This is a genomic window from Accumulibacter sp., from assembly GCF_029255145.1.
In the GTDB taxonomy this organism is placed as follows: Bacteria; Pseudomonadota; Gammaproteobacteria; order Burkholderiales; family Rhodocyclaceae; genus Accumulibacter.
The window spans coordinates 22,296-34,953 of sequence record NZ_JAPUVQ010000027.1; the positions used below are offsets into that span (position 1 = coordinate 22,296).

A 12,658-nucleotide genomic window follows, 5' to 3' on the forward strand; every position below is an offset into this window, starting at 1 on the left:
CCCGACCCTGCCGCTGCTTGGCCTAGAAACCGATCGCCAGCAAGGCGTAAGCCGCGATCAGCGTTCCCAGCATCGCGCCGCCGTAGCAGACCAGCTTGGCACCGGTGCCGGCATGAATCCCGATATCGTGCAGGCTGTGGAAGATGCGGTGCGCGGCGTGCCACAGGAAGAGCGCGATGACCGCGAAGATGAATCCCTTGCCGATCAGGTTCTGCGAAAACGCCAGCATGTTTGCGTAGCTCATGGTGTCGGCCGGCAGCAGCAGCCCCAGCGGCACCGCGATACCGGTAATCAACACCAGCATCGGCCCGAGCAGCGCCGAAAGCATGCCACCAGCGCCGAACAACGCCCAGAAGATCGGCGCGTTGGAACGTTTCAGTGTCCGTTTCATCGTGCCATCCCCCAGACTGCCGCAAGCAGAACCAGACTGGCCGCAGCCGCCACCGCCAGCCCGCCACCGGTGATCGCGCCATCCGCGAGTCGCTTGCCGCCAACGATTACCGGCGGCATTGTCCGCGGCATGATCTTGAACCAGGTGTACGTGTGATAGCTGATCGCCACCAGTGCCAGCAGGTGAAAACCGATGTACCACGGATTCTTCAGTCCGTCGAGCCAGACGTTCCACGCCGCTTCGCCCCGCGACAGGTGCAGCAGTCCATTCAGCAGGATGCCGGCGTAGGCGGCGACAAAGAGGGCGGTTCCCTCGTGGACCATGTACTCGATGAAGAACGGATTTCTCCGCCACCAACCGTCCATCGGACGAACATAGGGGCGACGCTTGTTCACTTGGCACCTCCCTTTGGAGCAAGGAAACGCAGAAAATAGTCCGCCGCGGCATTGGTCTTGTTCTGGTTGACGGCGTTGGCCGGGTCGACGTGTTTTGGACAAACCTCGGAGCAGTAGCCCACTGCCGTGCAGTGGAACACGCCCTCCTCGGAACTTACCAGTTCCATGCGCTCGGCCTTGCCGCCGTCGCGCGAATCGACATTGTAACGATGCAGCAGCGCCATCGCTCCCGGTCCGATGAACTCGGGGTTGAGCCCGAACTGCGGACACGCGGCGTAGCACAGCATGCAGTTGATGCACGAACTGAACTGTTCGTAGACCTTGAGTTGCTCGGGCGTCTGCAGGTACTCGCCCTGCGCCAGCGTGCGCTCTTCCTTGGGAATGATGTAAGGCTGGATGCTTTCGAGCTTGGCGATGAAGCCTTCCATGTTGATCACCAGATCGCGCTCGATCGGGAAATGCGCCAGCGCTTCGACGCGCACCCGCGCCGGGTAATAGTCGCGCAGGAAGGTCTCGCACGAGAGGTGCGGCTCGCCGTTGATCATCATCCCGCAACTACCGCAAATGGCCATCCGGCACGACCAGCGAAAGCTCAGTGAGCCGTCGAGGTAATCCTTGATGTACTGCACGCCCTGCAAGACTGACATGTCGTCGGTGAACGGCACCTGGAAAACCTGCTGGTACGGTACATGGTCCTTTTCCGGGTGGTAGCGCAGGACCTCGATTTCAATTGTTCGCTGATTCTCAGACATGGGAAGCCTTCCTTTCCTGCTCTGCCTTTTCGCCCGCCGCACCGTAAGCGCGCGTACCCGGCTGCGACTTAGTGATCTTGACCGGCCCGTAGTCGATACGCGGCGTGCCGCCGGCGACATAATGCGCCTGCGAGTGTTGCAGAAAGTTTTCATCGTCGCGCTTCTCGAATCCGTCGAGGCGCTGGTGGGCGCCGCGCGACTCGCGTCGATTGAGCGCCGAATAGGCCATGCTCTGCGCCACGTCAAGCTGGTACTCGAGCTCGATGGCCAGCAGCCACTCGGTATTCCAGACGCTTGACTTGTCCTCGACGTTGACGCTCTTGAAGCGCTGCTTGAGTTCGTCGAGTTTGTCGCAGGTCTGCTGCATCGTTTCGGCGAGGCGATAGATGCCGCAACCGTCCTCCATGGTCTGCGCCATTTCCTTGCGCAGCGTAGCGATGCGCTCGGCTCCTCCGGTTTTCTGCTTCAGGCCCAGGACCCGTTGCTCGACCGCTTGCGCCTGCTTGAGCAGGCTCGCCGAGTTCCCTGGAGCGACCGACTTGGCGAAACGGGCGGCTTCGACTCCGGCAACCTTGCCGAATACGCAGAGTTCCGACAATGAATTCGATCCGAGGCGGTTGGCGCCATGGATGCCGACACTGGAACATTCGCCGGCAGCGTAGAGACCAGGCAGCGGCGAAGCGCACAGCCCGTCGACCATGATCCCGCCCATGGTGTAGTGCACTGCCGGGCGAACGGGGATAGGTGCGCATGCGGGATCGACGCCGAGGAACTGCTCGGCGAGTTCGTAGATCTGCGGCAGGCGCTCGCGCAACTTTGCTTCACCGAGGTGACGAAGGTCGAGATGGACCACCGAACCGTGCGGTCCCTCGATGGTGCGCCCCTTTTGCTGCTCGTACCAGAAGGCCTGGCTGAGCCGGTCGCGTGGCCCGAGTTCCATCGCCTTGTTGCGCGGTGACGGCTCGGCCGGGCCCAGCCCGTAATCCTGCAGGTAGCGATAACCGTCCTTGTTCACCAGAAAGCCGCCTTCGCCGCGACACGCTTCGGTAAATAGCAGGCCGGTCCCGGGCATGCAGGTCGGGTGGTACTGGACGAACTCCATGTCGCGTAGCGGCACGCCGTGCCGGTACGCCAGCGCCATGCCATCGCCGGTCACCACGCCGCCGTTGGTGTTCTCGCGGAACACCCGGCCGGCGCCGCCGGTGGCGATGACCACCGACCGGCCCTCGACCAGCGTGAACTCGCCCGAACCGATCTCGATGGCGACGACGCCCTGCACGCGGCCATCCTCGACGAGCAGGTCGACGCAGAAATGTTCGTCGAAACGCTTGATCGACGGGTACTTGATCGACGTCTGGAACAGCGTATGCAGCATGTGAAACCCGGTCTTGTCGGCGGCGAACCAGGTGCGCTCGATCTTCATGCCGCCGAAAGCGCGGACGTTGACGTGTCCATCGGGAGTGCGACTCCACGGGCAGCCCCAGTGTTCGAGCTGGGTCAACTCTTCGTTGCAGTGAGCGACGAAATACTCGACCACGTCCTGCTCGCACAACCAGTCACCGCCGCCGACCGTATCGTTGAAATGGTATTCGAGGCTATCGGTGGGCAGCTTCACCCCCGCCGAACCGCCTTCGGCGGCGACGGTGTGGCTGCGCATCGGATAGACCTTCGACACCAGCGCGATCTGCAGCGCCGGATCGGACTCGGCGACGGCGATCGCCGCCCGCAGGCCAGCCCCCCCGCCACCGACAATCACCACATCTGCCTTGTAACTCTCCATGCTTGATCCTTTCTCGCGCCGGACATCGCCAGCGGCGATCAACATTCGAGGAGCGCTAGCGGCCCAAGAGATCCGCCAGCGCCTGCCGATAAGCTATCCGTCAGTTCGCCGATCCGCTGTTCGGCTCGACCAGCCTGAGGGTCAACATCTGATACATGCCACCGAAGAAGCGCTGCTTGCTGACCGTGACGAACGAGCCATCTTTCGGCAACCATGCGGCGACCTCCTCGCGGAACAGGTCGTGCGCAAAAGGCTCCAGGCGGTCCAGTACAGGCTTCCAGAAATAGCGTAAGGGATTGAAGCGATTGGGCGGCGCATAGTCAACGATGGTCAGCGTCCCGCCCGGACGGACGACCCGCAGCGCCTCCGCCAGAGTGCGTTCGCGCACCGCTTGCGGCTGTTCATGCAACAGGAAGAACAGCAAGGCCCGGTCGAAGCTTGCGTCTGCGAAACCCAGCGCCGCGGAATCCATGCAATGCAGCTTGATCGGCGCATCCGGCGGCAACTTGCTGGCCAGATTGTCAAGCTGTATCGGCAGAATGTCGGCGATCTCCAGCGAACCTCCCGGCGCCACGCAATCGACCAGTCTGGGCGTCAGATCGCCGTAGGCGCAGGCGATCTGCAGCGTACGACCCGGAAGATCATGACCGAAATCATGAAACACAGCATTGCACAAGCGCTTGTAGTTGCCCCAGAGAATCAGGTTTACCAACCACTGCCGCTCGAAGACATGGACCGCACGCGGATGGACGTAAGCCCACCAGTAATGCGCCTGCAGATAGTGCGGTACAGCGGGCGCTCTTTCCTTCACGGCGACGCAGGTGGCTGCCGGTCCATCCAGGTGGTTTTTCATTTTGTGAGGATGCCATTGGTTATCTTCAGCAGCACGCCCAGCCGCAGCGAAGCACGCGCATCGCACTTGCGCGCTCCAAAGCACCCGTCCCACGCCCTGCTCATTTCCTGCCCCGCCGCTCACTCATTCGAAAAACTCGGAAGCCCGAAGCAGTCAGGCGGTAACGTAACCGATCAACCGGGCAAACGCAACTCGGGCAGCACGGCCAGTGCATTCGCCGATGTCACGCGCGCCAGTAGACCGGCGTCGATGCCCCGCAGGCCAGCCAGCACCTCGTTGATTCGAGGCAGTTGCAGCGGCGTATTCCGACCGCCCGCCAACCACGCCGGCGGCATGTCGGGTGCGTCGGTTTCAAGAACGATCGCCTCAAGCGGCAACGAAGCGGCCAGGCGGCGGATCCGCGTCGATCCAGGATAGCTCAGAGCCCCCCCGAAACCGAGCTTGAAGCCCAGCTTGATGAACTCTTCCGCCTGCTGCCGACTGCCATTGAATGCGTGCGCGATACCACCCCTGACCTTGATCCGGCGCAGGTTCTTGAGCACCTGATCAACCGCACGACGGACGTGCAGAAGCACCGGCAGGCCGGTTTCCCGGGCGATTTTCAGTTGCTCGATGAAGAAATGCTCCTGCCGCTCTACCCCGGGATCAGTGACGAAGAAGTCCAGGCCGATCTCGCCGACGGCAACCGGCCGTTCGGGCCCGGCCATCGCGTCCGCGAGACACTCGCGCAAGCGCTTCAGGTCACTCTCGCTGGCGTGCCGGACGTATAACGGATGAATTCCGAAAGCAGCGGCACACGCCGAGTAGCGCGCGCAACAGGCGCTCACCTCGGCAAAGCTCGCGACGTCGACAGCCGGTACGACCATTGCTTGGATGCCGGCGGCGCCAGCTGCCGCCGCGAGGGCATCACGGTCGGTCGCGAAATCGGCGGCCGCGAAGTGGCAATGCGTGTCAATCAGGATCACGAAAGAAGCGCTCCATTGACCTCCCCGGACCGTGGAAGTTATCCGGGCGAACTCCCGCAGTGCCCGCCGGCGCCGGCCGTCGAAGCGCGCGAACCGGGCTGTTGGTGTCGCCGATCACCGTTCGCACGCGGCCAGGTGTCCGGGCTGGTCGGCGTTGCTTCAGAGAAACCTGAAGTTCGGCTCGGGCGGACAGCCGCTGACGATGTCGGCCAGCGCCGCGCCGGAGCCGCAGGCCATCGTCCAGCCAAGCGTACCGTGGCCGGTATTAAGGTACAGATTGGCAATTGCCGAGCGTCCGATCAAGGGCACGTTCGACGGCGTCGCCGGACGAAGACCGCACCAGAATTTGACTTCGCCGGCGGCGCGCAGATTCGGAAAGAGCTCGTCGGCCCGGCGCATCAAGGCCGCACAACGGACCGCGTTGAGCTCGGTGTTGTAGCCGTTGAACTCGGCTGTCCCGGCGATTCGCAGGCGTTGACCGAGACGCGAAAAGACGATCTTGTGGCCGTCGTCGGTCATACTGACGGTCGGCGCGACGCTGTCCTCGCCGAGCGGGACGGTCGCCGAGTAGCCCTTCGCCGGATAGACCGGCAAACGCAGGCCGAGCGGGCGCAACAACAACGGCGTGTAACTTCCGAGCGCGGCGACATAGGCGTCGGCCTGGTACAGTTCGCCAGCCGCCAGCACACCCTCGACACGGCCGGCCACGGCGGTCAGCTTGTCCACCGCGACGCCATAGCGGAAAACAACGCCACGCGCCGCGCAGCGGTCGGCAAGCTGCTGCGTGAAGCGATGCGCGTCACCGGATTCGTCGCTGGCCGTATAGTCACCACCCACCAGCAGCGGTGCCGCCGGAGCGAGCGCCGGTTCGATGGCCAGGCATTCCTCGACGCTGACCGTTTGCCGTTCGCAGCCGAAGTCACGCATCACGGCCGCCGCCTTGACCGCTGCCGCAAACTCGCGCCGGTCCGTGTAAATGTGCAGGATGCCACGTTCGAGATGATCGTAGACCAGCGACGTTTCAGCGCGCAGCTCGCGCAATTGGCGACGGCTATAGAGCGCCAGCGCGACGATGTGACGGATATTGTCGCGCGTTCTTCGCGCCGTGCACTCGCGCAAGAAGCACAGACTCCAGTCCAGCAGTGCAGCGTCCCAGCGCAAACGGAAGAGCAAGGGTGCGTCCTCGCGCCGCATCCAGGCCAGCGCGCGCAGTGGCGCATGCGGATTCGCCCACGGCTCGGCGTGCGAGACCGAAATCTGGCCACCGTTGGCGAAACTGGTTTCCAGTCCGGCCGCAGGCTGGCGATCGAGCACCGTCACCTGATGTCCAGCCCGGGCCAGATACCAGGCACTGGTGACGCCAACGACACCGGCGCCAAGGACGAGAATCTTCAACCGGTAAACCGCCGCTGCGCGGTTCCGACGCGGGCGGGCGAGAAGGATCGCGAATGCCCGTCCGCGGCGAGCGCTCGGTGACGAAACGGGCGATCAACCGCGGCCAGGAGGTTCAAGCGGGAAGTCCTTGATCACGAGCAATGCGGACTACCTCCGGTATGCGCCGCAGGCTGCGCATCAGCCGCGCCAGCGCCGTGCGATCGGCGACCTGGACGGTAAAATGCAGTGTCGTATACAAACCCGGACGCTTGTCGTCCATATTGACGTGCTCGATGTTCGTTCCGGAGCTCGAGATCTCGGTGGCGATCCTTCCCAAAGCGCCGAGGGTGTTCTGCACGACGATCTGCAGGCGAACGCTGAACAGCTTGCCGGGCTCCGGCTCCCACTCGACATCGATCCACTTGGCTGGCTTGGCGCTGCGCGCCTTGCGGATGGCCGGGCAGTCGTGGGTATGAATGACCAGGCCTTTCCCCTTCCAGATCGAGCCGATGATCGGATCACCGGGAATCGGCTGGCAGCAAGGAGCAAACTGAACGGCCATCCCTTCACTCCCCCGGACCAGCAGCGAGGATGCCGGCTTGTCGGCTGCCTGCGACGTATCCTCCAGGGTCAGCAGGCGGCGAGCAACGACACCGGCGAGGCGAAAACCGAGACCGATGTCGGTATAGACCTCCTTGATCAGCTTGTTGCCGGAATCACGAAGGACGCTCTTCCACCTCGCAACCGGCACCTCGGAGGCCGCCACACCGAGCGCCCGCAATTCCTGCCCGAGCATCTTCTCGCCAAGCGCCGTAGACTCGTCGTTCTGCGCGGTCTTGAGGTAGTGGCGAATCTTGCTGCGGGCGCGGCCGGTCTTGACGTGATTGAGCCAATCGGCGAGCGGATGGGCGTCGGCAGCGGTGACAACCTCGACGCGATCGCCGTTGGTCAGTTCGGTCACCAGCGGCACCATGTTGAAATTGACGCGTGCCATGACCGCTTGATTACCGATATCGCTGTGCACGGCGTACGCCAGGTCGACCGCCGTCGCACCGCGCGGCAAGGGGATGATCTTACCCTTGGGGGTGAACACGTAGATCTCGTGCGGAAAGAGATCGACCTTGACGTGCTCGAGAAACTCGGACGAATCGCCGGTCGCACTCTGCAGGTCCAGCAGCGAGTGGAACCACTTGGTCGTTTTCTGCTGCAGGTCTACCCCGAAAGACTCGGAATCCTTGTACAGCCAGTGCGAGGCGATCCCCTCCTGCGCGACATTGTCCATCGCCTCGGTGCGTATCTGCAACTCGAACGGCGTCCCGTGCGGACCAATCAGCGTGGTGTGCAACGACTGATAGCCGTTGGGCTTGGCGATCGCGATGTAATCCTTGAACTTCCCGGGTACCGGCTTGTAGAGAGCATGCAGCGCGCCCAGCGCGAGATAAGCGGTGGGCACGTCGTTGACCACCACCCGAAAACCGTAAACGTCCAGCACTTGCGAGAAGGAGAGGCGCTTGTCGAGCATCTTGCGGTAGATCGAATACAAACTTTTCTCGCGACCGAAAACCTGCGCCTCGATGTTGGCGCTGCGCAGCTTGCCCTTGATCCCTTCGAGAATCCGTGACAGCAGCTCGCGCCGGTTACCACGCGCGGCCTTCAGCGCGCGCCCCAGCACACGAGCGCGCATCGGATAGATCAGCTGAAACGAGAGATCCTGCAGTTCGCTGAACAGCTTGTTGAGACCGAGGCGGTTGGCAATCGGGGCGTAGATCTCTAGCGTCTCGCGGGCGATGCGGCGACGCTTTTCGGCGCGCACGGCAGCCATCGTCTGCAGATTGTGGTGGCGGTCGGCAAGCTTGATCAGCACCACCCGCAAGTCGCTGGCCATGGCCATCAGCATCTTGCGGAAGTTTTCCGCTTGCGCGTCTTCCTGCGACTGAAACTCGATCTTGTCGAGCTTCGACAGGCCGTCGACCAGATCGGCAACCGACTTGCCGAAACGCTCGACGATCTCGCCCTTGCAGACCGACGTATCCTCCATCACGTCGTGCAGGAGGGCGGCGACGACGCCCTCTACATCCATCTGCCACTCGGCGATCGCGCCGGCCACCGCCAACGGGTGCGTGATGTAGGGCTCGCCTGACAGGCGCAGCTGCCCGCGATGCGCTTCCTCGCTGAAAAGATAAGCCCGCCGGACGAGTTGGATTTCTTCCGGCGGCAGGTAGCTCAGACTGTCGATGAAAACCCGGTAGGCCGGATCGTCCTCGGGCGGGAGGAACTCGGAGGGGTGATCTGCCACCGCTGGCTCAGCCGGTGTGCTTGCTGCGGCAACCGGATCGGCGATTACACACGGGGCAAGCAAGTCGTGCAGCGGTCAGGCTTGACCGCGGTTGAGGACTTCCAGACCGACCATCCCCGCTGCCAGTTCGCGCAGGGCGATTACCGTCGGTTTGTCGCGGCCGGGGTCAATCAGCGGCGAAGCACCGGCGGTCAGCTGCCGCGCCCGGAAAGTTGCCGCCAGGGTCATCTGGAAACGATTCGGAATACGCTGCAGACAGTCGTCCACGGTTACTCTTGCCATGTAAATCTCCCACCAGAGTCAGAGCATTGTTGCGAACAGGCCGGAATGACGCTGACGCTGTACAGCGTAGCGGAGTCGCGACGCGTGAATCACCGTCATCAGGTCGCGCAAGGCCCGCTGCCGGTCGTCGTTGATAATAACATAGTCGAATTCAGCCACATGCCGCATCTCGTCGCGCGCGGCGGCGACGCGGCGAGCGATCGTTTCGGCATTGTCCGTTCCCCGCCCGCAAAGGCGGCGTTCAAGTTCATCGACCGAAGGCGGCAGGATGTAGACGCCGATTGCGGCCGGAAACAGGCGCCGCACCTGCTGCGCGCCCTGCCAGTCAATCTCGAGCAGCACCTCCTGGCCGGCCTGCACGGCCGCCTCCAGGCCACTGGTCGAGGTACCGTAGTAGTTGCCGTGCACTTGCGCCCACTCGATGAAATCGCCATTCCGCACCTTCTCGAGAAAGTCCTGCACGCCGACGAAGTGGTACGCGAAACCATCGCGTTCACCAACCCGCGGCGCGCGGGTGGTGTGGGAAATTGACAGCTGGATCCCCGGATCGTTCTGGAGCAAGGCCCGCACCAGCGTCGTCTTGCCAGCACCGGAAGGAGCTGCGACGATGTACAGTTGTCCGGTCATGGTGATCTCGGCCAGCGAATGCGGAAACGCGATTGTACGCGTGACACGCTCGGCGGCACATCACCGCAGCGCTTGGCCGGCATGGACTACTTGCCCCTTACCGTGGACAATCAGAGCCTTCACACGATCACCTGGCAAGGAGCCACTCAATGTCCCGATGGAAGTGCCTGCATCGCGCTGTCCTGTCGCTTGCCGTGCTGGCGACAAACCCAGCCGCCGCTGCCGAGATCCCGGTCAAGATCCTCGGCTTTGACGACATGTCGTGTCGCGCCTGGGCCGAATCGACCAACGATGCCGAACAACGTGCGCTCTACGTCGTGTGGGTGCGCGGCGTCCTCACCGGCCACAATTACGCCAACCGCAGCCAGCAGGTATCGACGATCTCCAGCGGCACTGTCGAACAGCACATCACGCGCTACTGCAAGTCCCAGCCGCGCGGTGACTTCAGCGATGCGGCTTTTCGCCTGAGCGACCAGTTTTCCGGCCGCAACGCAGCGATCACCAAGTAGGAAGAGCCGCTGCCGCGGCTCTCGGGGAAAGGATTCGCTGGGAGGCTTGGCAGTTCCTGGGCGGGCCAGACCCCGGCCGAGCATCCATGGCGCTACTGCTGCTGTTTGCCCTTGAGATTGCCGACCGTTCCGCCAACGATCCCGCCAATCGCGGCCCCGGTCCACCCGTTGCCCCCCGAGATGGCGGCAATACCCGCCCCCGCCGCGGCGCCAATCGCCGCACCGCTGACCGTCCCCTGCTCGCGCGGCGTCATGTTCGTGCAACCCATCAGGGCGACGGCCGCAGCGGTCGCTAGTGCTAATCCCGTTGTTTTCATCTCTCTCGCCTCCGCTATTTGTTCTTGCCAAGTCCTGGGACCACCATTTCGAACCAGATCGTCTCGACCACGGGTCGCCGCAAGCTCTCGGGATGTGCCGCGTACCACTTGTCCACGACTTCGAGCGCGGCGCTCAAGGTCTGGCCCTTCATTCCCTTGACCACGGTTGACGAAAAACCGTCCGCAGCCGCAGCAGGCATGCCGTCGGCCTCATACGCCATCTCGATCTGGATGGCATTGGCCAGGCCGACCAGATAGGCCTTCTTGACATCCGGAGCGGACGTCGTCCAGTGCGTCCCATCAACCAGCGGCACCTCCTCGGCACCAACAGCGCCGCCGGTAAACAGCAGGGCCACCGAGGCGGCCGACACTGCATACCTCAATTTCCGAAAACGCGATCCAGTAATCATCATGCTTCCCTCCAAGACAGGAAGCTAGACGCTATCACAGCAGGCTGGGCGTTTGAAGCGAAATCTGACTGCGGGGCGGTGATTGCGGCCCTCGACGAGCAGTGCGATCCGCTCTACCCGCCCCCGGGGGCCAACGGAAGAGGCGTCGGCGCCGGCACTTGAGCGGGAACCATCGCGGGATTCTGCGGCTCCAGACCGCCGGCAACCGGCGAACCGTCCAGGGTCGGTAGCGAACCCGGCGTCTCGCCCCCCTGGCCGGGCGCAGAAAGCGGACCTGCGGCTGAAGGTAGCGCGACGAAGAGCCAACCGGAATAGCTTGAGGCACCTTCGAAGGACGCATCCTCGGGGTCGAATTCGCTGACCTTGATCGGCTGCGCCTTCGACAGACTATGTACGCCCATGATGCCACCGCCGGGGGCGACGATCAGTCCCCACTCCTGGCGTCCGCTAATCGGGTCCGCGTAGAGTTGCCGAATATGCCTAAGCACACCGGGATGGCGGGGATCCCTGAGCAACTCGGCCAGCGTACCGGGGTAGCGGCGGTCACCCGCCGGACTGCTGTTCAGATAGCTGGAAATCGCCTGCCGATAACTGGCGCCGACCTCGAGCAGTCGCTGCTCGGCCTGACGCCGCTGGACGATGCTGCCCAGCGTCAGCAGACCACTGGTCGCCAGTGCCAGGATGGCCACCAGGATCAGCAGCGCGAGGTAGCTGAAGCCGGCCTCGCCGCTGCCGCCGCCGGTGCTGCGAAAGCGAGCGCGCGCCATCGCTACAGCTCGGCGAATGGTTTGCCGTCGCGGGTGGCGCCCGGCGCACCGCTCTTCAGGTCGTAGACCCCGCCCCGGGCGTCGGCGGTAGCGGGCGCGATCAGCGTCCAGGTGCTGGCACTGCCGGTGATCGGGTCGTAGGGCAGCGAGCGCAGATACTTTTCGCTGACCAGTTCATCAAGACTGTCGGGATAGCGCCCCTTGTCGCCGTAGAACTTGTCTATCGTTTCTCGAACCAGGTGCAGATTCTCGCGCAGGACCGCCTCCTTGGAGACTTCGATGCTATGGAAGTAGCGGGGTACCGCCAGGGTCAGCAGCAGCGCGATGATCGATAACACGACCAGCAACTCGATCAGCGTGAACCCCCCGTGCGCGCGCCGCCCCGGCTGGCGGCGCTGCCTGCCGGCCGTCACCATTGGCGGTAGGGGACGCCGTTCAGCCCGATGCCGGCGGATTGCGAGTAGACGTCGTACACATCGTCGCCTTCACGGGGATTGTCGGGTTCGCTGGCGTAGGACCGCTTGGCCCAGGTGTCGGCCGGCGCCACCCTGCTCTCCGGATGCATCGGATCACGGGGAATGCGGCGCAAGAAGTAGATCTTGCGGTGCTTGGGGTCGCGCAGATCGTCTTCACCTTCGAGCAGGATCTGCAGTGTCGCCGGGTAGCCACTGTCGGTCGTGGCCTTGCGGATGCGGCCTTCGTCACCGGCCTTCTTGTAACGATCGATCGCGCCGCGCAGCTCGCGCAAGGCGATTCGGAGATCCTGTTCCTTGCCACGCTGCACGGCGGTCTGGGCGACCGGAACAACGACCCCGGCGAGAACGGCGACCACGGCCAGCGTAATCAGCAACTCGATCAGCGAGAAGCCCTGCCAGCGGCAGCCGGCCGCCGGGCCGAGCAGCGGCGTGCGCAGGCGCGAGGAACACGCGGTCGATGCCAT

The 12,658-nt window shown here is 63.6% G+C and carries 16 protein-coding genes; 1 reads left to right on the top strand and 15 read right to left on the bottom strand.

Features of this window, described 5'->3' with window-relative positions:
• Positions 1–22: 22 nt before the first annotated feature.
• From frdD to gmk, 10 genes are all read right to left on the bottom strand, one after another.
• Positions 23–391 carry a fumarate reductase subunit FrdD gene (frdD, locus tag Q1L50_RS02670; protein ID WP_300335707.1) on the bottom strand — a complete coding sequence of 123 codons (369 nt, stop codon included), beginning with the start codon at positions 389–391 and terminating at the stop codon, positions 23–25.
• Positions 388–786 carry a fumarate reductase subunit C gene (locus tag Q1L50_RS02675; RefSeq protein ID WP_300335709.1) on the bottom strand — a complete coding sequence of 133 codons (399 nt, stop codon included), beginning with the start codon at positions 784–786 and terminating at the stop codon, positions 388–390. The genes frdD and Q1L50_RS02675 overlap by 4 nt, the downstream gene beginning before the upstream one ends.
• Complete coding sequence (locus tag Q1L50_RS02680; RefSeq protein WP_300335711.1) at positions 783–1,538, bottom strand: succinate dehydrogenase/fumarate reductase iron-sulfur subunit; 756 nt, start codon at positions 1,536–1,538, stop codon at positions 783–785. The genes Q1L50_RS02675 and Q1L50_RS02680 overlap by 4 nt, the downstream gene beginning before the upstream one ends.
• Positions 1,531–3,318, bottom strand: a complete 1,788-nt coding sequence (gene frdA, locus Q1L50_RS02685; RefSeq protein WP_300335713.1) for a fumarate reductase (quinol) flavoprotein subunit — start codon at positions 3,316–3,318, stop codon at positions 1,531–1,533. The genes Q1L50_RS02680 and frdA overlap by 8 nt, the downstream gene beginning before the upstream one ends.
• Before the next feature lie 100 nt (positions 3,319–3,418).
• Complete coding sequence (gene rquA / locus Q1L50_RS02690; protein WP_300335715.1) at positions 3,419–4,171, bottom strand: rhodoquinone biosynthesis methyltransferase RquA; 753 nt, start codon at positions 4,169–4,171, stop codon at positions 3,419–3,421.
• A gap of 173 nt (positions 4,172–4,344) precedes the next feature.
• Positions 4,345–5,133 (bottom strand): TatD family hydrolase, encoded by a 789-nt coding sequence (locus tag Q1L50_RS02695; RefSeq protein ID WP_300335790.1) that lies wholly within the window; start codon positions 5,131–5,133, stop codon positions 4,345–4,347.
• Between the two features lie 162 nt (positions 5,134–5,295).
• Entirely contained in the window at positions 5,296–6,531 is a 1,236-nt protein-coding gene (locus Q1L50_RS02700; protein WP_300335717.1) for a D-amino acid dehydrogenase, read from the bottom strand.
• Positions 6,532–6,643: 112 nt separating this feature from the next.
• Positions 6,644–8,806 (bottom strand): bifunctional (p)ppGpp synthetase/guanosine-3',5'-bis(diphosphate) 3'-pyrophosphohydrolase, encoded by a 2,163-nt coding sequence (locus Q1L50_RS02705; RefSeq protein WP_300335719.1) that lies wholly within the window; start codon positions 8,804–8,806, stop codon positions 6,644–6,646.
• A 75-nt stretch (positions 8,807–8,881) separates the two neighbouring features.
• Entirely contained in the window at positions 8,882–9,088 is a 207-nt protein-coding gene (gene rpoZ, locus Q1L50_RS02710) for a DNA-directed RNA polymerase subunit omega (RefSeq protein ID WP_300335721.1), read from the bottom strand.
• A gap of 18 nt (positions 9,089–9,106) precedes the next feature.
• On the bottom strand, positions 9,107–9,715 hold the full coding sequence (gene gmk / locus Q1L50_RS02715; RefSeq protein ID WP_300335722.1) for a guanylate kinase: 609 nt from the start codon (positions 9,713–9,715) through the stop codon (positions 9,107–9,109).
• A 149-nt stretch (positions 9,716–9,864) separates the two neighbouring features.
• On the opposite strand from gmk, the gene Q1L50_RS02720 reads away from it, so the two are divergent.
• On the top strand, positions 9,865–10,224 hold the full coding sequence (locus Q1L50_RS02720) for an HdeA/HdeB family chaperone (protein ID WP_300335724.1): 360 nt from the start codon (positions 9,865–9,867) through the stop codon (positions 10,222–10,224).
• 92 nt (positions 10,225–10,316) lie between these two features.
• On the opposite strand, the gene Q1L50_RS02725 is transcribed toward Q1L50_RS02720, so the two are convergent.
• The 5 genes from Q1L50_RS02725 to Q1L50_RS02745 all read right to left on the bottom strand — a co-directional run bounded on the left by Q1L50_RS02725 (position 10,317) and on the right by Q1L50_RS02745 (position 12,658).
• Positions 10,317–10,541: a YMGG-like glycine zipper-containing protein gene (locus tag Q1L50_RS02725; RefSeq protein WP_300335725.1), complete on the bottom strand. Its 225-nt coding sequence runs from the start codon at positions 10,539–10,541 to the stop codon at positions 10,317–10,319.
• Positions 10,542–10,555: 14 nt separating this feature from the next.
• A complete protein-coding gene (locus Q1L50_RS02730) occupies positions 10,556–10,954 on the bottom strand; it encodes a hypothetical protein (protein WP_300335726.1) in 399 nt (132 codons plus the stop codon).
• A 110-nt stretch (positions 10,955–11,064) separates the two neighbouring features.
• Positions 11,065–11,718 carry a type II secretion system protein gene (locus Q1L50_RS02735; protein ID WP_300335728.1) on the bottom strand — a complete coding sequence of 218 codons (654 nt, stop codon included), beginning with the start codon at positions 11,716–11,718 and terminating at the stop codon, positions 11,065–11,067.
• Between the two features lie 2 nt (positions 11,719–11,720).
• A complete protein-coding gene (locus tag Q1L50_RS02740) occupies positions 11,721–12,134 on the bottom strand; it encodes a prepilin-type N-terminal cleavage/methylation domain-containing protein (protein ID WP_300335729.1) in 414 nt (137 codons plus the stop codon).
• Entirely contained in the window at positions 12,128–12,658 is a 531-nt protein-coding gene (locus Q1L50_RS02745; RefSeq protein WP_300335730.1) for a type II secretion system protein, read from the bottom strand. The genes Q1L50_RS02740 and Q1L50_RS02745 overlap by 7 nt, the downstream gene beginning before the upstream one ends.

Excerpts from the sequence above, each read along its gene's own strand:
- gmk (WP_300335722.1), bottom strand. The coding sequence starts at position 9,715 with ATGACCGGACAACTGTACATCGTCGCAGCTCCTTCCGGTGCTGGCAAG.
- Q1L50_RS02735 (WP_300335728.1), bottom strand. The coding sequence starts at position 11,718 with ATGGCGCGCGCTCGCTTTCGCAGCACCGGCGGCGGCAGCGGCGAGGCC.
- frdD (WP_300335707.1), bottom strand. The coding sequence starts at position 391 with ATGAAACGGACACTGAAACGTTCCAACGCGCCGATCTTCTGGGCGTTG.
- Q1L50_RS02680 (WP_300335711.1), bottom strand. The coding sequence starts at position 1,538 with ATGTCTGAGAATCAGCGAACAATTGAAATCGAGGTCCTGCGCTACCAC.
- Q1L50_RS02720 (WP_300335724.1), top strand. The coding sequence starts at position 9,865 with ATGTCCCGATGGAAGTGCCTGCATCGCGCTGTCCTGTCGCTTGCCGTG.
- Q1L50_RS02730 (WP_300335726.1), bottom strand. The coding sequence starts at position 10,954 with ATGATGATTACTGGATCGCGTTTTCGGAAATTGAGGTATGCAGTGTCG.
- Q1L50_RS02745 (WP_300335730.1), bottom strand. The coding sequence starts at position 12,658 with ATGGCATCGACCGCGTGTTCCTCGCGCCTGCGCACGCCGCTGCTCGGC.
- rquA (WP_300335715.1), bottom strand. The coding sequence starts at position 4,171 with ATGAAAAACCACCTGGATGGACCGGCAGCCACCTGCGTCGCCGTGAAG.
- rpoZ (WP_300335721.1), bottom strand. The coding sequence starts at position 9,088 with ATGGCAAGAGTAACCGTGGACGACTGTCTGCAGCGTATTCCGAATCGT.
- Q1L50_RS02725 (WP_300335725.1), bottom strand. The coding sequence starts at position 10,541 with ATGAAAACAACGGGATTAGCACTAGCGACCGCTGCGGCCGTCGCCCTG.
- frdA (WP_300335713.1), bottom strand. The coding sequence starts at position 3,318 with ATGGAGAGTTACAAGGCAGATGTGGTGATTGTCGGTGGCGGGGGGGCT.
- Q1L50_RS02740 (WP_300335729.1), bottom strand. The coding sequence starts at position 12,134 with ATGGTGACGGCCGGCAGGCAGCGCCGCCAGCCGGGGCGGCGCGCGCAC.